The organism is Staphylococcus sp. GDY8P67P (assembly GCF_017892545.1).
GTDB lineage: Bacteria > Bacillota > Bacilli > Staphylococcales > Staphylococcaceae > Staphylococcus > Staphylococcus ureilyticus.
Window position 1 is genome coordinate 40523 of the sequence record NZ_JAESLH010000032.1, and the last position, 20862, is coordinate 61384.

20 protein-coding genes are annotated in these 20862 nt (G+C 32.8%); 19 read left to right on the top strand and 1 reads right to left on the bottom strand.

Annotated features, from left to right (window positions below; genetic code table 11):
- Nucleotides 1–157: 157 nt before the first annotated feature.
- From KA833_RS12725 to rny, 11 genes are all read left to right on the top strand, one after another.
- Nucleotides 158–2590, top strand: coding sequence for an FtsK/SpoIIIE family DNA translocase (locus KA833_RS12725; RefSeq protein WP_107360239.1), 2433 nt, complete (start codon nt 158–160; stop codon nt 2588–2590).
- A gap of 2 nt (nt 2591–2592) precedes the next feature.
- Nucleotides 2593–3306, top strand: a complete 714-nt coding sequence (locus tag KA833_RS12730) for a GntR family transcriptional regulator (protein WP_046208619.1) — start codon at nt 2593–2595, stop codon at nt 3304–3306.
- A gap of 10 nt (nt 3307–3316) precedes the next feature.
- On the top strand, nt 3317–4606 hold the full coding sequence (yfmF, locus tag KA833_RS12735; RefSeq protein WP_210139574.1) for an EF-P 5-aminopentanol modification-associated protein YfmF: 1290 nt from the start codon (nt 3317–3319) through the stop codon (nt 4604–4606).
- A complete protein-coding gene (yfmH, locus tag KA833_RS12740; RefSeq protein ID WP_145381290.1) occupies nt 4606–5892 on the top strand; it encodes an EF-P 5-aminopentanol modification-associated protein YfmH in 1287 nt (428 codons plus the stop codon). The genes yfmF and yfmH overlap by 1 nt, the downstream gene beginning before the upstream one ends.
- 3 nt (nt 5893–5895) lie before the next feature.
- Nucleotides 5896–6600, top strand: a complete 705-nt coding sequence (gene ymfI, locus KA833_RS12745; protein WP_046208616.1) for an elongation factor P 5-aminopentanone reductase — start codon at nt 5896–5898, stop codon at nt 6598–6600.
- A 191-nt stretch (nt 6601–6791) separates the two neighbouring features.
- Nucleotides 6792–7622, top strand: coding sequence for a DUF3388 domain-containing protein (locus tag KA833_RS12750; RefSeq protein WP_046208615.1), 831 nt, complete (start codon nt 6792–6794; stop codon nt 7620–7622).
- A gap of 31 nt (nt 7623–7653) precedes the next feature.
- Nucleotides 7654–8046: a helix-turn-helix domain-containing protein gene (locus tag KA833_RS12755; protein ID WP_080937823.1), complete on the top strand. Its 393-nt coding sequence runs from the start codon at nt 7654–7656 to the stop codon at nt 8044–8046.
- Nucleotides 8047–8100: 54 nt separating this feature from the next.
- Nucleotides 8101–8679 carry a CDP-diacylglycerol--glycerol-3-phosphate 3-phosphatidyltransferase gene (pgsA, locus tag KA833_RS12760; protein WP_046208613.1) on the top strand — a complete coding sequence of 193 codons (579 nt, stop codon included), beginning with the start codon at nt 8101–8103 and terminating at the stop codon, nt 8677–8679.
- Between the two features lie 226 nt (nt 8680–8905).
- Nucleotides 8906–10057: a CinA family nicotinamide mononucleotide deamidase-related protein gene (locus tag KA833_RS12765; RefSeq protein WP_064209026.1), complete on the top strand. Its 1152-nt coding sequence runs from the start codon at nt 8906–8908 to the stop codon at nt 10055–10057.
- 166 nt (nt 10058–10223) lie between these two features.
- Entirely contained in the window at nt 10224–11279 is a 1056-nt protein-coding gene (gene recA / locus KA833_RS12770) for a recombinase RecA (protein WP_046208611.1), read from the top strand.
- 331 nt (nt 11280–11610) lie between these two features.
- A complete protein-coding gene (gene rny, locus KA833_RS12775; RefSeq protein ID WP_019468711.1) occupies nt 11611–13170 on the top strand; it encodes a ribonuclease Y in 1560 nt (519 codons plus the stop codon).
- A gap of 418 nt (nt 13171–13588) precedes the next feature.
- Here the strand turns inward: rny and KA833_RS12780 are convergent, their stop codons facing one another.
- Nucleotides 13589–13804 carry a hypothetical protein gene (locus tag KA833_RS12780; protein ID WP_046208610.1) on the bottom strand — a complete coding sequence of 72 codons (216 nt, stop codon included), beginning with the start codon at nt 13802–13804 and terminating at the stop codon, nt 13589–13591.
- Nucleotides 13805–13970: 166 nt separating this feature from the next.
- Here KA833_RS12780 and KA833_RS12785 point away from each other — a divergent pair, with 166 nt between their 5' ends.
- The 8 genes from KA833_RS12785 to KA833_RS12820 all read left to right on the top strand — a co-directional run bounded on the left by KA833_RS12785 (nt 13971) and on the right by KA833_RS12820 (nt 20861).
- On the top strand, nt 13971–14762 hold the full coding sequence (locus KA833_RS12785; RefSeq protein ID WP_046208609.1) for a TIGR00282 family metallophosphoesterase: 792 nt from the start codon (nt 13971–13973) through the stop codon (nt 14760–14762).
- A 110-nt stretch (nt 14763–14872) separates the two neighbouring features.
- A complete protein-coding gene (locus KA833_RS12790; protein WP_210128544.1) occupies nt 14873–16633 on the top strand; it encodes a 2-oxoacid:acceptor oxidoreductase subunit alpha in 1761 nt (586 codons plus the stop codon).
- Nucleotides 16634–17500: a 2-oxoacid:ferredoxin oxidoreductase subunit beta gene (locus tag KA833_RS12795; protein ID WP_210128543.1), complete on the top strand. Its 867-nt coding sequence runs from the start codon at nt 16634–16636 to the stop codon at nt 17498–17500.
- Nucleotides 17501–17644: 144 nt separating this feature from the next.
- Entirely contained in the window at nt 17645–18265 is a 621-nt protein-coding gene (locus KA833_RS12800) for a poly-gamma-glutamate hydrolase family protein (protein WP_070037832.1), read from the top strand.
- A 117-nt stretch (nt 18266–18382) separates the two neighbouring features.
- On the top strand, nt 18383–19006 hold the full coding sequence (locus tag KA833_RS12805; protein ID WP_070037830.1) for a poly-gamma-glutamate hydrolase family protein: 624 nt from the start codon (nt 18383–18385) through the stop codon (nt 19004–19006).
- A 68-nt stretch (nt 19007–19074) separates the two neighbouring features.
- Nucleotides 19075–19473 (top strand): RrF2 family transcriptional regulator, encoded by a 399-nt coding sequence (locus KA833_RS12810; protein WP_064209022.1) that lies wholly within the window; start codon nt 19075–19077, stop codon nt 19471–19473.
- A 108-nt stretch (nt 19474–19581) separates the two neighbouring features.
- Entirely contained in the window at nt 19582–20481 is a 900-nt protein-coding gene (locus KA833_RS12815) for an NAD(P)/FAD-dependent oxidoreductase (protein WP_046208603.1), read from the top strand.
- An 83-nt stretch (nt 20482–20564) separates the two neighbouring features.
- Nucleotides 20565–20861, top strand: a complete 297-nt coding sequence (locus tag KA833_RS12820; RefSeq protein ID WP_046208602.1) for a thiamine-binding protein — start codon at nt 20565–20567, stop codon at nt 20859–20861.
- Nucleotide 20862: the final 1 nt, after the last annotated feature.

Below are 20862 nucleotides of genomic sequence, written 5' to 3' on the forward strand. Positions count from 1 at the left end.
ATGTCTTACCTCTTTTATGTTATTATAAGTATGTAATAAAATGATTTTATAGTATTTAAAAGCATATTTATTATGTGTATTTTCACTTGTAATTAAAATACACATTTATGGTTCATATACATATTGAAAAAACAGAGTTGAAAAGAAGGTGTGAATGTTGGCACAAACAAGAAAGCGCTCAACAACAAAGAAAAAAACATCGAATACGAAAAAGAAAACCGCAAATAATAAAAAAAAGAAAAGTGATAGTCCTTTAAGATATATTATTGCGATAGTGATTTTTATTGCTATCATCCTTGGTGTTTTTCAATTGGGTATTATAGGCACCATGATAGATAGTTTCTTCAATTACTTATTTGGTACAAGTAGGTATTTAACTTATATATTAATCTTGATTAGTACTGTATTCATTACTTATTATAAAGCGTTACCAAAGACAAGACGTACCACTGGCGCATTTGTTTTACAAATTGCATTGTTACTTGTGACTCAAATAGTATACTATTTCATGCATAGAGCACAATCGCTCAGAGAGCCTGTGCTATCATATGTTTATAAATCTTATGAACATACGACATTTCCAAATTTTGGTGGAGGCTTATTTGGACATTACTTATTGGCATTATTGATACCTCTTATTTCAATTGTCGGAGTTATTATTGTAACGATATTATTAATCGCTTCTAGTTTTATCTTATTGACAAAACAAAGACATAGAGATGTATCTAAAGTTGCTTTTGAAAAAATGAAAATAAAAAGTCAGGATGCTTCTGCAAATCTTAAAGAGCGTCGCAAAGAAAATAAAATTAAGAAAGATGCTAAAGCACGTATAAAAGCAGAAAGAAAAGCTGAAAAAGCAGCTGAGCAATCACAATCTCAAAATAACGTTAAAGATGTCACTGATTTACCTGAGATTAGCAGCAACACGACTGAGCAACAATCAATTCCGATTTATGGTCATAACGATTATAAAGATGAAGATATTCAACAAGCACAACCTCAAAATAAAAGGTCTAAACGCGTTTTTGATCAAAATAATCAAAGTGCGGCGCAGCAAATGAATCAAGAAGATAATGGAATTACAGAGCAACCTTTAAACGAATTAGAAGAAAGTGAAGCATATGATGAAGATGCAGCTTCAAATTCTATATCTGAGGCAGGAGAAGTAGAAAACGAAGCCTATAAAATACCGCCATTAACGTTATTGAAACAGCCAGCTAAACAGAAATCAACTTCTAAAGCTGAAGTGCAGAAAAAAGGGCAGTTGTTAGAAAACACTTTAAAAAACTTTGGTGTAGATGCTAAAGTCACTCAAATTAAAATAGGTCCAGCAGTGACACAATATGAAATACAACCCGCTCAAGGTGTTAAAGTAAGTAAGATTGTTAATCTTCATAATGATATTGCGTTAGCATTAGCAGCTAAGGACATACGTATCGAAGCACCAATACCTGGCCGATCTGCTGTTGGTATAGAAGTACCAAATGATAAGATTTCACTTGTTTCTTTAAAAGAAGTGTTAGATGAAAAATTTCCAGCTTCGAATAAATTAGAAGTAGGACTAGGTAGAGATATTTCAGGTGACCCAATCACAGTAGAACTTAACAAAATGCCTCATTTACTTGTAGCAGGTTCTACAGGAAGCGGGAAATCTGTTTGTATCAATGGTATTATTACAAGTATCCTATTAAATGCAAAGCCACATGAAGTTAAACTTATGTTAATTGATCCGAAAATGGTAGAATTAAACGTATACAATGGCATCCCTCATTTGCTCATACCTGTTGTAACCAATCCTCATAAAGCATCACAAGCTTTGGAAAAAGTAGTTGCAGAAATGGAAAGAAGGTATGACTTGTTTCAACATTCTTCTACTAGAAATATTGAAGGTTATAATGAAGCGATTAGAAAACAAAATGAAGCGTTAGATGAAAAGCAATCAGAATTACCATACATTGTCGTGATTGTAGATGAGTTAGCAGATTTAATGATGGTTGCTGGTAAAGAAGTAGAAAACGCAATTCAAAGAATTACACAAATGGCACGTGCTGCTGGTATTCACTTAATAATCGCAACACAACGTCCATCCGTTGATGTAATTACTGGTTTAATCAAAAATAATATTCCGTCTAGAATTGCCTTTGCTGTGAGTTCACAAACTGATTCTAGAACAATCATTGATAGTGGCGGAGCAGATAAATTACTTGGTAAAGGTGATATGCTTTATGTAGCTAATGGTGGATCAACTAGAACAAGAGTTCAAGGTGCGTTTTTAAGTGACCAAGAGGTTCAAGACATCGTAAATTATGTCGTAGAGCAACAAAAAGCGAATTATGTAAAAGAAATGGAACCTGATGCCCCAGTTGAAAAATCAGAAATGAAGAGTGAAGATGCCTTATATGATGAAGCGTATTTATTTGTAATTGAACAACAAAAGGCAAGTACATCGTTATTGCAAAGACAATTTAGAATTGGTTACAACCGTGCTTCTAGATTGATGGATGATTTAGAACGTAATCAAGTGATTGGACCACAAAAAGGTAGTAAACCTAGACAAATACTTGTGGATTTAGATAGTGATGAGGTGTAAATATGGAATTAACTTCTGTTTATAAAGTAAAAGAATGGCTGATTCAAGAGATAAGTACGAGAGGATTGAAACCGGGAGATGCTTTACCTAGTAATCTTGCGGTTGCTAGAAAATTAAATGTTAAAACAGATGATGTATACGATGCAGTTGATGAACTAATTACTGAGCAAGTGCTATCTAATAATTTAGAAGAAGGTGCAAGTGTTAAAAAGTTGCACCCATTCTTCTATCCATTAGATGAGTTGGTTAGTATTAGTAAAATGATAGAAGATCAAGGGTATCATGCGAGTACAGAATTTATAAATTTAGACGAAAAACCTGCGACCTCTTTAGATGCTAAAAGATTAAATCTTCCTGAAAAGGCGTTGGTGACAATTATTGAACGTGTGAGAATGGCTGACCGCATGCCAGTTGTTTATTGTTTGGATAAGCTACCAGCTGAAGATTTAACATGTGCAGAGTATCAAAATAGTGATGAATCTTTGTTAAATGCTTTGGAATATTATGCTTCGAAAAAAGTGGCATATGCAGAAACTGAGATTGAAGCTATTGGTTATGAACCACATATTTCGGATGTTTTAGATGCTTCGCCGCATGAAGGACTTATGTTATTGAAATTAATTCATTATGATAAAAATGATCAACCAATACTTTATTCTTTTAATTATTTCAAAAGTAGTTTAGTAAAATTTAAAACGGTTAGAAATAGTATATAATAACAAAATTATGAAAGTGAGGTTTGACAATTTGAAAATTAATGAACAACAAAATAATTTGCATATTAATGTGTTACCAACAACAAAGTTCAAAACGACCACAATTACTTTAAAATTTATGGCACCATTAGATAGTGAAACCATGACAGCTCGATCAATTCTCAGTAAGTTACTCGTGCGTGCTACAAAAAAATGGCCAACAGACAAGGCGTTTAACCGTCATCTTTCAGAATTGTATGGCGCGTATGTTAATAGCTTTGTCTCAAAATTTAAAGACAAACATGTCATCACAATATCATTGGAATTAGTGAATGAACGCTATCTTACTGATCAAACCCCATTATTTGAAAAAGGTTTAGATTTGTTGAGAGAAATGATTTGGAATCCTTTAGTTGTTAATGATCGTTTTGACGAAAACTTCGTTTCACAGGAAAAAGCTTTATTAACTAAAAAATTAGAAGCAATGGTTGATAATAAATCTCAAATATCTTTTTTAAATTTATTGAAATATATGTTTGGTGAACAACCATATCGTCACCTAGCTTCAGGACAAGTAGATTACATAGCAGATATTTCACCTGAAAATTTATATCATACATATCAATCTATGCTACACAACGACTATTGTGCTGTTTATGTCGTGGGTAATGTAAATGAACAAGAAGTAAAATCTCAAATCAAAACTTATTTTGATATAAAACCATTCCAATTCAAACAATCTCATGCGACGCCAGTGCCACAAGCAGATAAAGTGCCACAAGAAATTATTGAAACAGATGAAGTGGATCAAGCTAAATTAAATATTGGATTTAAATTGCCTGTACAATTTGAAGATAAACAATATTTTGCCAGTGTTGTTTTTAATACTATGTTTGGCGGAGATCCATCTTCCGTTTTGTTTAACGAAGTACGAGAAAAACAAAGTTTAGCATATTCAATTCATTCCCAAATAGATGCAAAAAATGGTTTTATGTTTGTTCTTAGTGGTGTTTCATCTGACAAATATGAAGTAGCGAAAGATACAATTATTGCGGAATTTGAAAAGTTCCAGCAAGGTCAATTTAGCGAAGAAAAATTAGAACTTGCTAAAAAGATTATTATTTCACAGCGTCAAGAGTCATATGACCGTCCTAAACGTATCATAGAGATATTAAATAATAATATTCTATTAGAACATGATATATCAGAGGAAGCGTACATTAAACACATTCAAGATGTGGATCATGCTGAAATCATAGATTTAGCAAAAAATATAGAACTCAATACAATCTATGTTTTAACGAAAGGGGGTAATTATTAATGCATAGCACATACTATAAGCAAATAGATGAAAATGTATTTGAAGCTGAGTTAAACAATGGATTGAAATTATTTGTTATACCTAAAACTGGCTTTCAGAAAACATTTGTTACATATACAACTCAATTTGGTTCCTTAGACCGTAAATTTAAACCACATGGCAGTGAAGATTTTGTTACTGTACCAGATGGTGTAGCGCACTTTTTAGAACATAAACTATTTGAAAATGAGGAAGAAGACTTGTTTACTGCATTTGCAGAAGATAATGCACAAGTAAATGCCTTTACTAGTTTTGACCGAACAAGTTATTTGTTTAGTGCAACAGATAATATTGAAAGCAATATAAAACGCTTGTTAACCATGGTTGAAACACCATACTTTACCGAAGCATCTGTAGATAAAGAAAAAGGTATTATTGCTGAAGAAATAAAAATGTATCAAGAGCAACCTGGATATAAATTAATGTTTAATACATTAAGAGCTATGTATGAATCACATCCAATTCGTGTAGATATAGCTGGTAGTGTAGAAAGTATTTATGAAATAACTAAAGAAGATTTATACCTATGCTATGAAACATTCTATCATCCTTCTAATATGGTTTTATTTGTTGTTGGAGATGTAGATGTAGACCATATTTACAATGTTGTTGCTGACCATGAAAATCAAAGAGATAAAACGAATCAACCTCGAATAGTTAGGGATTCTTTAAAAGAACAGGATAGTGTAAAAGAAAAAGTAGTCACTGAAAAGATGAAATTGCAATCACCTCGAATTATGCTTGGCTTTAAAAATATGCCATTAACTGATGTACCAGATAGATTATTGGTAAAAAAAGATTTAGAAATGACTTTGTTTTTTGAATTACTATTTGGTGAAGAAACTGACTTTTATCAAATGTTACTTAATGAAGAGTTGATAGATGAAACATTTGGGTATCAATTTGTATTAGAGCCTACATATAGTTTTTCCATGATTACCAGTGCGACTCAACAACCAGATAAGTTAAAAAAATTATTGTTGGATGAACTCGAAGCAAAACAGGGCAATTTAACTGATACAGAAGCATTTAATTTATTGAAAAAGCAATTTATTGGTGAGTTTATATCTGGTTTGAATTCGCCTGAATATATTGCGAACCAATATACAAAACTTTATTTTGAAGGTGTAAGTTTATTTGATCTATTAGATATTGTTGAAAGTATTACATTGGAAAGCGTAAATGAAACGGCACAATCGAGTTTGAATTTATCCCAAATTGTAGATAGTCGTTTGGAGATGAAATAAACAATGAAAGCTTTAGTTATAGGTGGCTCAGGGTCAATTGGTTCTGCAATCGTTAATCGCTTATTATCTGATGGGTATGAAGTCATCGTTCATTATAATAATACAGATATCAATAAATTAAAGTTTCAGTTCAACCATAGTTCAGTGCAATTGGTACAATGTGATTTGCGCAATGTAGATGATTTTAACCAATATTTTCATTTTATAAAAAATTTAGATTGTCTTATTTATGCGAGTGGCACTGCATTGTATGGTCAGTTGCAAGATATGACGGATGCAATGATTGATGAGCATTATCAAATTCACGTGCGCCAATTCATTAGAATGTGTAGATATTTTGTAGATCAGTTACGACAAAGTCAAAATGGGCGGATTATAGTTATTTCATCAATATGGGGAGAAACAGGTGCGAGTATGGAAACAGTCTACTCGGCAATGAAGTCAGCTCAAATTGGCTTCGTAAAAGCACTGAGTCAAGAATTATCATTGACTTCAGTCACTGTGAACGCGATCGCACCTGGTTTTGTAAGTGGTAATATGTTAAAAGCTTGGGGAGAAAATGATCTTGAAACTTTATCTCAAGATTTACCACAACAAAGATTTATTGAACCAGAAGAAGTTGCCCATACTTGTAGTTATCTTTGTAATCCATTAGCCAAAAGTGTCACTGGTACAATACAAAAAGTGAATGGTGCTTGGTATTTATAATTTTTGATATAATAGAAAAAATAAACCACCTGTGAATCATTCAATGATATAATATCAATATCATTCATTACATTACTTTTTAAATTATTTATGTGGTACTATGCTTTTTTCATTAAATAAATAACTGAAAATGTGATAGATTTTAGTCAAAGCGCATTGTTGCGATTTATAAACTAAGGGGTGTATATGCCATGACAGTTGCTACAAAAAAAGAATGGTATTTAGAATATGAAATTACAATGAACAGAGCTGGATTATTAGGTGACGTTTCCAGTTTATTAGGTATGATGGGTATTAGTATTGTTACAATAAATGGCATTGACGAAGGCAGAAGAGGTCTATTAATTAAATCGGATAACCTTGAAAAAGTTAGTAGATTTGAAAATATCGTTAGTGAAATTGATGACATCTCTATTACTAAATTGCGTAAACCAGAATTACGAGATCGATTGGCTGTACGACATGGTAGATACATAGAACAAGATGCTGCTGATAAAAAAACATTTCGTTTTGAAAGAGAAGATTTAGGTTTATTAGTAGATTTTATGGCCGAATTATTTAAAGAAAAAGGGCATAAATTAATCGGTATTAGAGGTATGCCTAGAGTAGGTAAAACTGAATCGATTGTTGCTGGTAGTGTCTGTGCCCATAAGCGTTGGCTATTTATTAGTTCTACGCTAATTAAACAAACTGTTCGTAGTTCGCTCATCAAAGGTGAGTATGATTCTGATCATGTCTATATTATTGATGGTGCGGTTACAGCCAGAGAATCTAACCAAAAACATCAAGAATTAGTGAAAGAAGTTATGAGCTTACCAGCGATTAAAGTTGTAGAACATCCAGATTTATTTGTGGAAACTAGTGATTATGAGATGAGTGATTTTGATTATATCATTGAGCTAAGAGAAAATAAAAATCAAGAAATCCATTATGAAGAAATGAAAAAACATACCGTAAAAAGTAAAAATAATCTTGATTTCGGTGACGATGTTTTCGGTGGTGGTTTTGGATTTTTTGAATAGTAAAAGATAATGGATGAGGAGGACTAACATCGTGAGTTTAGTTGGTCAAACTTTAAAAGGACGTCGCGAAAGATTAGGTATGACATTAACAGAATTAGAAAACCGAACAGAAATCAAACGCCAAGCTTTAACACTCATTGAAAATAATGATTTTGAGTCCCTTAAAAATGCAGATTATGTAGAAGGTTTTATTCGCAAATATGCAAAGGCTGTAAATATTGATGCTGAACAGCTTATTCATGCACATAGAGATGAAATTCCTAATCATGATAACAATTTGAAAGAAACGATTGATGCTTTTTCTTCAGATCATCAACCTACTTATCGTAGTAAAAACAAAGAACCTCTGCAGTTAGCAGTAGTAATAAGTCTAGTGATTATTATCACTGCCATACTGTGGATATTAGCGGTATTATTTTTATAAAAAATGTTATTGTAGTTTTGTTGTAAGTTATATATATAGAAATGAGGATTTGAAATGAATATTCCGAATTGGATAACTGTCTTTAGAGTTATATTAATTCCAGTATTTCTATTATTCGCTTTAGTAGATTTTGGTTTTGGTAATGTAACTTTTATTGGTGGATATGAAATTAGAATTGAATTATTGATTAGTGGTATTATCTTTATTGTTGCTTCGTTAAGTGACTTTGCAGATGGTTACTTAGCAAGAAAATGGCAGCTTGTTACAAATATGGGTAAATTTTTAGACCCATTAGCAGATAAATTACTCGTTTCAAGTGCTTTGATTGCTCTTGTTGAAATTGGGTTAACAAACTCATGGGTTGCGATCATTATTATTGCACGTGAATTTGCGGTTACAGGGTTACGTTTATTACAAATCGAACAAGGTTTTGTAAGCGCAGCAGGCCAATTAGGTAAAATTAAAACGGCGGTTACGATGATTGCGTTAGTATGGATTTTACTAGGCGACCCATTAGCTACATGGATTGGTTTTCCAATAGGTCAGGTGCTATTATACATAGGGGTATTCTTTACGATTCTATCTGGTATTGAATACTTTTATAAAGGTAGAGATGTATTTAAGGCTAAATAATATGAGTTTGGTTCTGACAAACATGAATTCAACTGGAAAGTGTTTTTAAGCACCTTTCCAGTTTTTTTGTTAAAACAGTATATCTTGATACAGAATCGTTATTCATTAAGACAGAATAATCTTCAAACGAAATTTTAGTTTTTAAATAGAATTGGATTTATAATATAAATAATAAGTTTAACCAATTAAATAGCGAAATTTTTCTTTCGGACAAGGAGGGGAAAGTGTGAATATATCAATTATAGCAGTTGGATCTGAATTATTGCTGGGTCAAATTGCAAATACCAATGGTCAATATCTATCAAAATTATTTAATGATATAGGACATAGTGTTGTAGAACACACTGTAGTAGGAGATAATCCTAATAGACTTGAAAGAGCAATACATTCATCATTGGAACAATATGATGCTGTTATTCTTACTGGTGGATTAGGACCTACTAAAGATGATTTAACAAAGCATACGGTAGCTCAAATATTAGATCGCAATTTAGTAACGGATGAAAAGTCATTGATGTATATTGAGCATTATTTTAAAGATCAAAATGTTGAAATGACTCCGAACAATAAACAACAAGCACTAGTCATTGAAGGCGCAACAGTTTTAGAAAATAAAGTAGGTATGGCACCAGGTATGCTGATTGAATATAACGATAAACACATCGCTCTATTGCCTGGTCCACCTAAAGAAATGCAACCGATGGCAAAAGATGGCTTATTACCATATTTTTTAACTGGAGAAGGTATTATTTTTTCAGAATTATTGCGTTTTGCAGGGATAGGTGAATCTAAAGTTGAAACTATTTTAATTGATTTGATAGATAATCAAACAAATCCTACTATTGCACCATTAGCTGGTACGCATGAAGTTAATATAAGACTGACGGCGAATGGTAACTCTAAACAAGAGTGTGAAGCACTAATAGCACCAGTAAAAAAAGAAATCCTGTCACGTATAGGTAAATATTATTACGGGTCAGATGATAATTCCATCGAATCATCCTTTTTAGCACATATGAAACAATCATTTGCAATCTATGATGGTGTAACAGATGGCGAATTATATTCTAGAATGAAAGATCATGATTATTCAAATAAGCTATTTGGTATGTTACCCCATCACCAACAGTTTATAAATTCTAAAGAGGATATGGAGCATCAATTACTAATTTCATGCCGTATCGTCAAAGATTTGTATAATGCTGAAATTGGTATTTCATTATTACATGAAAATGGTACAGTATACTTAGGTATTTTAGAAAACGAATACCTAACCATTAAATCATTTAAAATGACGAAGAATAGAAATTTAATAAAAAAAAGATCACAAAACTATTCATTGATTAGATTATTAAACTACTTTAGAGAAAAAAATTAATAATTCAAAACAAACAATGATTAGTACGTACGTTCCCTTTTTGTGAAGAATTGTTCTATTAGTAGCGAACAAATATTCGCAAAATGCTTGCAGAATACTTTAAATCAATGTATAGTATGGTTAAGATATTTTTCAGAGATAAATCTCATTTAGGAGGTCCAGTGTTTTGGATAATGATCGTCAAAAAGCTTTAGATACAGTAATTAAAAATATGGAAAAATCATTTGGTAAAGGTGCAGTAATGAAACTTGGTGATAATGAAGCACGTAAAGTTTCTAGTGTATCAAGTGGTTCGGTAACACTAGATAACGCATTAGGAGTTGGTGGTTACCCTAAAGGTAGAATCATAGAAATATATGGGCCAGAAAGTTCTGGTAAAACAACAGTTGCATTACATGCCATAGCCGAGGTACAAAAAAATGGTGGTATCGCTGCATTTATTGATGCTGAACATGCTTTAGACCCTGTTTATGCAGAAGCATTAGGTGTTGATATTCAAAACTTATACTTATCTCAACCAGATCATGGTGAGCAAGGTTTAGAAATCGCTGAAGCATTTGTTAGAAGTGGTGCGGTTGATATCGTCGTTGTCGACTCAGTAGCTGCGTTAACACCGAAGGCTGAAATTGAAGGCGAAATGGGCGATACACATGTCGGTTTACAAGCACGTTTAATGTCACAAGCATTACGTAAATTGTCTGGTGCTATTTCTAAATCAAATACAACTGCTGTATTTATAAACCAAATTCGTGAAAAAGTTGGCGTTATGTTTGGTAATCCTGAAACGACACCAGGTGGACGTGCATTAAAATTCTATAGTTCTGTACGTTTAGAAGTTCGTCGTGCTGAACAGTTGAAACAAGGTCAAGAAATTGTTGGTAACAGAACAAAAATCAAAGTGGTAAAAAACAAAGTAGCACCTCCATTTAGAGTGGCTGAAGTTGATATGATGTACGGAAAAGGTATCTCTAAAGAAGGAGAGCTCATAGACCTTGGTGTAGAAAATGAAATCGTTAATAAATCGGGTGCTTGGTATTCATATAATGGTGAGCGTATGGGTCAAGGTAAAGAAAACGTTAAATTATATTTAAAAGAAAATCCAAAAGTTAAACAAGAAATCGATCAGAAATTGCGAGAAAAACTTGGTATTTTTGATGGTGACGTAGATGAAAAAGAGGAAGAAGATGCACCAGCTACACTTTTTGATGAAAAAGATGAGTAACTTATAATTTAAATTAAAATATAATAGTTTTCCTTATAAAATAAGTATGTATTTATAAATACATACTTATTTTTTTGTGATTGCATATAGGTTCAAAATTATTAAATAAAAATTTTTTATGATGAAAAAACAACAAGAAATAAGCAATAGCAGTAACTGTAACTATTTTAATGTAAAAGAAGCTATTCAAATATTTAATTAATGTAGTTGCACACCTTGACACTTCTTAGTTTGAAACCGTACAATTACATTGTATGATTCTTATATAACTTCATATAATCATATTGAATTTGATATACAGAGCAAAATCCTAGAAAAAGGGGGTGTTTGTGTGAATTTATTAAACCTCCTACTCATTTTGCTAGGTATTATTCTCGGAGTTGTTGTAGGGTATATTATTGCCCGAAATATATTGCATCAAAAGCAATTACAAGCAAGACAAACTGCAGAAGATATTATCGAACATGGTAATAAAGAAGCAGAGAATATTAAGAAGGAAAAGCTCCTTGAAGCTAAAGAAGAGAATCAAATCTTAAAAGAGCAAAGTGAAAATGAACTTCGTGAAAGACGCGGTGATCTTCAAAGGCAAGAAGCACGACTTCTTCAAAAAGAAGAAAACTTAGAGCGAAAATCTGATCTTTTAGATAAAAAGGATGAGATTTTAGAGCAAAAAGAGTCTAAACTTGAAGAACGACAACAACAAGTAGATGCAAAAGAGAGTAGTGTTCAGTCATTAATAAATAAGCATGAACAAGAATTAGAACGCATCTCTGGTCTCACTCAAGAAGAAGCTGCTAACGAACAACTTCAAAGAGTCGAGGAAGAATTGTCACATGATATTGCAATACTTGTTAAGGAAAAAGAGAAAGAAGCAAAAGAAGCAGTCGATAAAAATGCAAAAGAATTATTAGCAACTACTGTACAACGGTTAGCTGCAGAGCATACTTCAGAATCTACAGTATCAGTTGTTAATTTACCAAATGACGAAATGAAAGGTCGAATTATTGGTAGAGAAGGTAGAAATATAAGAACGTTAGAAACGTTAACTGGTATTGATTTAATTATAGATGATACACCAGAAGCAGTTATTCTATCAGGTTTTGACCCAATTAGACGCGAAATTGCAAGAACTGCATTAGTAAATCTTGTTTCAGATGGACGTATCCATCCTGGAAGAATTGAAGATATGGTTGAAAAAGCTCGAAAAGAAGTTGACGATATTATAAGAGATGCTGGTGAACAAGCAACATTTGAAATTAATGTGCATAATATGCATCCAGATTTAGTTAAAATTCTAGGTCGTTTACAATATCGTACTAGCTATGGTCAAAATGTGTTAAAACATTCTATAGAGGTTGCCCATTTAAGCGGCATGTTAGCGGCTGAATTAGGAGAAGATGTTACATTAGCCAAACGTGCTGGACTACTTCATGATGTTGGTAAAGCTATCGACCATGAAGTTGAAGGCAGTCACGTTGAAATTGGTGTAGAATTAGCTAAAAAATACGCTGAAAGTGAAACAGTATTAAATGCTATACATTCACATCACGGTGATGTAGAACCAACTTCTATTATTTCTATATTAGTTGCAGCAGCAGATGCACTATCAGCTGCAAGACCAGGTGCTCGTAAAGAGACCCTAGAAAATTATATTAGAAGGTTAGAAAGACTAGAAACACTCTCAGAAAGTTATGATGGTGTTGAAAAAGCATTTGCAATCCAAGCTGGTAGAGAAATTCGAGTTATCGTATCACCAGAAACTATCGACGACTTAAAGTCACACCGCTTAGCAAGAGATATTAAGAGTCAGATTGAAGATGAACTTCAATATCCTGGCCATATAAAAGTGACAGTTGTTCGTGAGACTAGAGCAATTGAATACGCAAAATAATAAATAAGAACTTAATTAAGTTACGGAATAACTGCTAGTAGAGATGTAAAATTTTACTAGCAGTTATTTTTAGTTTGTAAAACCGATATTATTAAGAAGTATAGTTAAAGTAAAAATACATTGTGGTTAACTTCATCCTTTTTCGATTTAACATATTTTACTTGTAACAGCTGACACTTGGATTGGATAGAATGATTTGTGAGAGCCATTGCAGGCTCGGATTATGTAAACTATATCTCTAGAATCTCTTGACATGTACAACACAATCACACTCGTACATGCTTTAATTCAAAAGACTAGGTTAGAAATCTGGAAAAAATAAAGGAGTCTAGGATGAACAATAATGTTCCCCAGACTCCTTTGTTTTGAAACTAAACACTATACTTCAGTCTCTTTTATTACTGTGAATTACGTTAAGTTATTTTAATTCTAAATCTACTTTACTTAATTCTTTAATTACTTCGGCAGTGTCATAACAATTCGTGGAGATATTGGCATATCTTTCAGCAAGTCTATAAGCATTGATATATAACTCCAAGCTATCTTTAGCAATCTCCTCCGGATTGTCACTATTTGAAGGGTTTGCAGAAACAACTAAATCAGCAAAATGTTGTGGATCAATATTAATTGACATATCTTACATACAACTCCTATTTTTTTGAAATGATACATAACTATAATATAAATATTACCACCAATCATAAATTTAAAACAAAGTAATGTTTATGAATATTTATTAAAGAGCCTTTTCATCATCGCTAATTTCAATTAAACTAACAGTAAGAGAGGATGACACGTAAATGAGAATTTTATTTATTGGGGATATTGTTGGTAAAATAGGTAGAGAAGCTATTTCAAACTATTTGCCCAAGTTGAAACAAACTTATAAACCTACGGTTACAATCGTAAATGCAGAAAATGCAGCACATGGTAAAGGTTTGACTGAAAAAATATACAAATCTTTATTAAGAGAAGGCGTTGATTTTATGACAATGGGTAATCATACATATGGTCAACGACAAATTTATGATTTTATAGAAAATGCCAATCGCATGGTTCGCCCTGCCAATTTTCCAGATGAAGCACCTGGTGTTGGTATGCGCTACATTCAAATTAACGAAATCAAATTGGCTATCATTAATTTACAGGGACGAGCATTTATGCAAGATATTGATGATCCATTTAAAAAAGCTGATGCGTTAGTAACTGAAGCAAAAAAAGAAACAGATTATATCTTTGTTGACTTTCATGCTGAGACGACTTCAGAAAAAAATGCAATGGGATGGTATTTAGATAATAGAGTTAGTGCTGTTGTCGGCACGCATACACATATCCAAACTTCAGATGAAAGAATATTACCTGGAGGCACAGGATATATTACAGATGTAGGTATGACAGGATACTATGATGGTATTCTTGGTATTAATCGTGAAGAGGTGATTACGCGTTTTATCACAAGCTTACCACAAAGACATGTTGTTCCTGACGAAGGTCGTAGTGTATTATCAGGTGTGATTATAGATTTAAATAAAGATGGTAAAACAAAACGTATCGAACGTATTCTTATCAATGATGACCATCCTTTTAAATAATCGTCCATTAGTATGAATTTTAAAATAAACCGCTCTTTTCATAGTAAAAGCGTGGTTTGTTTTGGTATGATGAAATATGAATTATTATAACCACTAGGAGGCTAGATGATATGAAATCTCAAGTATCATGGAAAGTGGGCGGACAACAAGGGGAAGGTATCGAATCAACAGGTGAAATCTTTGCCACTGCTATGAACCGTAAAGGATACTACTTATATGGGTATCGTCATTTTTCAAGTAGAATCAAAGGCGGTCATACAAATAATAAAATTAGAGTATCAACATCACCAGTACATGCAATTAGTGATGATTTAGATATATTAATCGCATTTGATCAAGAAACAATTGAAGTGAACCATCATGAGATGCGTAAAGACAGTGTGATTATTGCTGATAGTAAAGCTAAACCAGAAAAACCTGAACATTGTGACGCACAATTGGTTGCGCTACCTTTTACTGCCACTGCGAAAGAATTAGGCACTACTTTAATGAAAAATATGGTCGCTGTTGGAGCGACATGTGCAGTAATGAACTTAGACATTTCAGATTTTGAGACACTTATCACCAATATGTTTACTAAAAAAGGTGATAAAGTTGTAGAAATGAATATTGAAGCATTGAATGAAGGTTACCGTTTAATGAACGAACAATTAAGTCATATTGATGGTGATTTTGTTTTAGAAAAAACAGAAGGTACACCACATCTATATATGATTGGCAATGATGCGATAGGTCTAGGTGCGTTGTCAGCTGGTTCTCGATTTATGGCAGCTTATCCTATTACACCAGCATCTGAAATCATGGAATATATGATTGAAAATTTACCCAAAGTTGGGGGTACTGTTGTACAAACTGAAGATGAAATCGCTGCGGCAAATATGGCAATAGGCTCTAACTATGCTGGTGTACGTGCATTTACAGCGAGCGCTGGACCTGGTCTTTCACTCATGATGGAAGCAATTGGCCTTTCTGGTATGACGGAAACGCCATTTGTTGTAATTAATACACAACGCGGCGGTCCATCCACTGGATTGCCTACCAAGCAAGAACAATCAGACCTTATGCAAATGATCTACGGTACGCATGGCGATATACCTAAAATAGTTGTAGCACCAACAGATGCTGAAGATGCATTTTACCTTACGATAGAAGCTTTCAATCTTGCTGAAATGTATCAATGCCCGGTCATTATTTTAAGTGATTTACAATTGTCATTAGGTAAACAAACTGTAGAATCATTAGATTATAATAAAATTGAAATAAACCGAGGAGAAACGATTCAATCGGATATAGAAAGAGATGAAGATGATAAAACATACTTCAAACGATATGCGTTGACTGAAAGTGGGGTCTCTCCAAGACCAATCCCTGGAGTTAAAGGGGGCATCCATCATGTCACAGGTGTGGAACATAATGAAGAAGGTAAGACAAGTGAAGCAGCTGATAACAGACAACAGCAAATGGATAAACGGATGCGAAAAACAGAACATCTATTGATCAATCAACCTGTAGAAAATAATGCAGTCCATGATGAAGCAGACATACTTTATTTAGGTTTCATCTCTACTAAAGGTGCGATTCAAGAAGGTAAAGAAAGGTTAGAGCAACAAGGATTGAAGGTTAATCATTTACAAATCAGACAACTACATCCTTTCCCAAGCAAAACGATACAAGAAGCGGTTGATAAAGCTTCAAAAGTTGTCGTTGTGGAACATAACTATCAAGGACAACTTTCCAATATATTAAAAATGAATGTGAACGTTGGAGATAAATTAATTAATCAAACGAAATATGATGGTACGCCATTCTTACCAAATGAAATAGAAGCCAAAGGATTAGAAATTGCCAAAAAATTAAAGGAGTTGGTATAAGTGGCAACATTTAAAGATTTTAGAAATAATGTGAAGCCCAATTGGTGCCCAGGTTGTGGAGATTTCTCTGTTCAAGCAGCTATTCAAAAAGCAGCTGCAAATGTTGGGCTAGAACCTGAAGAAGTTGCAATTATAACAGGTATCGGGTGTTCAGGCCGCTTATCAGGTTATGTTAATTCATACGGTGTACATGGGATCCATGGTCGTTCATTACCATTAGCACAAGGCGTGAAAATGGCTAATAAAGACTTGACCGTAATTGCCTCTGGTGGTGATGGTGATGGGTATGCGATTGGTATGGGACATACGATCCATGCGTTGCGTAGAAATATGAACATGACATATATAGTGATGGATAATCAAATCTATGGTTTAACTAAAGGACAAACATCACCTTCATCAGCACAAGGGTTTGTGACTAAATCTACGCCTAAAGGTAATATTGAGAAAAATGTTGCGCCATTAGAACTTGCGTTGTCTTCAGGTGCTACATTTGTTGCACAAGGTTTTTCTAGTGATATTAAAGTATTAACTAAAATGTTGGAAGATGCAATTAACCATGACGGTTTTTCATTCGTTAACGTATTCTCTCCATGTGTAACATATAATAAAGTCAACACTTATGATTGGTTTAAAGAAAATCTTACAAGTATTGATGAAATTGAAGATTTTGATGCGACCGACAAACAAAAAGCTACTCAAAAGGTTTTAGAGTATAATTCATTACTTAAAGGTATTGTATATCAAGACACGGAAACACCTTCTTATGAATCTCAAATTGAAGAAATAGAAGGTACAGCATTAGCCAAAAAAGATATTCACCTTGATGAACAACAATTTAAAGACTTAACAAAGCAGTTTGTATAAGCGTTTATCTACTTAAATAAGAATCAATAGCGTAAAATAACTAGCTGATCACAAAAGATGATTTTCATAGAAAAAATCATTGTTGTATATTTGTGAATCAGCTAGTTTTATATTTATATACGAAAAATGGAAGGTTAGAGAGATATGGTTGATTACTTTGAAACAATGACGGAATTATTAACTTACACAAATGAAGATAAAGATTGGGAAATTCAAACGTGTGAAAGAGATTCACCAGTACTTATTACTGCTGTCCATGGCGGTGCTATAGAAAGAGGAACTACTGAAGTTGCACAACATTTAAGTGAAACAGGTAATTATAGTTTTTATAGTTTTAAAGGTGTAAGAAAAAATAAAAACAATGAACTTCATGTAACTTCAATTCATTTTGATGAGCCAAAATTACAAAAGATTGTGACTGAACATGCTCAAGTTATATCTATACATGGTTGCATGGGTAAGAAAAATGAAGTGTATATCGGTGGTAGAGATAAAGCACTAATTACGCAGATAAAACAAACGTTAAATGAAACAGGAATCGTTACAAAGGATGCACCTTCTCATATTTCTGGTAAACAACAGGATAACTTTGTGAATTGTGGTCAAAAAGGTATGGGGGTACAGTTAGAATTGACTGTTAACTTTAGGAAGCATTGTTTTGTTAATAAAAAATTTAATTTAAATGACCGAGAAAATCGTTCGAACTGGTCAACGTATTTAGAAGCGTTTTCAAAAGCAATGATTAAAGCAATCAATAATCAGTAATAGTTAACTGTAAATATTGAGTTAATAAATTATCAAAAACTTAACAGTGATTTAAAATAATGGACGCTAAAATGTGGTATACAAAAAGTGTACATATAAAATAGAGGGGGATAATCAATGGCTGATCGATTTAAATCTATGACGGAATTAATGCAGCTAACGGAGGAAAATACGGATTGGATTATTAATTCAATTGACCGAAATAGCAATGTTATCATAACTGCAATTCATGGCGGAGCTATAGAACCTGCTACTACCGAATTGGCGGAAGTAACAGCTGAAAAAGGTGGTTTTGACTACTTTACGTTTAAAGCAATTAGAACAAAAGGTAATGCAGAATTACATGTGACGTCCAGACATTATGATGAACCTAAATTAATGAAAATGATTGCAAATAATCAATATGCCATCGCGATACATGGTTGTAAAGGTGAAGATGAAATTGTTTATATGGGTGGTAAGGATGAGCAATTAATGGATGAGATGACGGCAGAATTTGAAAAATTAGGGATAATTGTCAGACAAGCCCCGTCACATATGTCTGGTGCGCATGATGACAATATTGTAAATTGCTGTAAAACTGAGAAAGGTGTCCAACTCGAGTTAACCTCAGGAATAAGAAAGAAATTGTTTGAAAATGAACGTTATAATAAAAAAAGTAGAGAGAACAGTAGTAACTGGGCTCAGTTTATGTATGATTTTGCAGATGCAATTATTAATGCTACTAAAAATTTAGTGTAATATTGAAAAAGAAAAGCAAATAAGTTATTATAGATTTATTATATCTATAATAGGAAGATGATAAATTTATGAAATTTTCAAAAGCGACTGATTATGCTTTACATGCACTGTTATTTATGATTAATAATCAAGGTGATCAAAAAAAGATTCCTGTACAAGACTTAGCATCAGTTTTAGGTGTTTCTACAACTTATTTATCAAAAGTAATGACACGTTTAGTTAAGCGTAATATCATTTCTGCTAGTAGTGGTGCTAAAGGCGGATATCAATTAAAGAATGGATGGGATTCAGTATCTATCTATGAAGTCATTGTTACGATAGATGGGGAGCAAAGTTTATTAGAAGACACTTTTAATCATGATGAAGGCTGTCCTATCAAAGCTATAATGGAAGATGCTGAAACAACTTTGGTAACAACTTTGAAGCAAAAGAAACTATCGAGTCTGCTAAAACCTGTAGTTAAATAATTTTATAGTATAGAAATAGCAAAGCATAAACTATTTCTATACACTTTTTTAAAACTATTATAGATATTAAAAGTCTTTAATAGACGTGTAATTAAAAGGAGTGGAATGATGGAATATGAAGTAATTGTCATAGGCGGTGGCCCAGCAGGTATGAGCGCTGCATTGAATTTTGGTAGAGGAATGATGCATACATTAGTCATTGATGAAGATAAACCACGAAATAAAGTTACTCAATTATCACATGGTTATTTAACGCAAGATGGTATTTCGCCACAAAAATTTAAACAACAAGCTATAGAAGATGTCTCCAAATACAAAGATGTATCCATAGTGAATGCAAGGGTCGTAGATATTATACAAATTGAATCCGGATTTAAAGTATCAACAGCATCAAAATCCTATACAGCCAAGCAAATACTTGTTGCTACAGGTGTTAGAGAACATTTACCTAAAATAAATAATATTGAATCCTTTTACGGTAAAACGGTATTTTATTGTCCTTGGTGTGATGGCTTTGAAATGAAACATACTCAATTAGGCGTATTTTACTCTGATAAAGATGTAATACACATTGTTAAATTATTGAGAAATTTTTCGAAAAAAATCACTGTATTTACTAATGGTATTGAAACGTTAGAGCCAGAGGCAATTAAATTTTTAGAACAACATCATATTGAGGTCTGTTCAACAACGATCAAAAAACTATTAGGAGAGCAGGGACAATTAAAAGGAGTCGAATTAGAAGATGGTAATGTCATAAAAATAGAAGGTGCATTTACACAAATGGGGTGGGATACCGAATTCAATTTTCTAAATAATATATTGTTAGAACGTGATGAACAGGGCAAAATCAAATCATCACCATATGGAGAAACAAATATTAATGGATTATATGTAACTGGAGAGACTAAGGACAATTTTCCTAGCCAATTAATCGATGCGGCTTCAAATGGTGGTAACGTTGCTAAAAATATGATGATGTCACTTATAAACGAAACCTATCAATAAATAAACAAAGCTTTCGATTTCTATACCTTAAGTTAATGTTTTGGTAAACTGAAGGTAAGTAAAATTTAAGGGGTTGAACAAGTATGAATGATACTTTAATGAGTGTACAAATTATTCCTAAAACTGCTAATGGTGAAGATGTTATACCTTACGTAGATGAAGCAATTCAAGTGATCGATGATTCTGGTTTGGAATATCGCGTTGGACCTTTAGAAACAACTGTACAAGGTGAGATGAATGAATGTTTAATATTAATCCAAAAGTTAAATGAGCGAATGGTAGAACTAGAAATACCAAGTACTATCAGTCAAGTGAAATTTTATCATGTTCCAGAAGGTATAACGATTGAAACATTAACTGGAAAATATGATGAAATCTAAG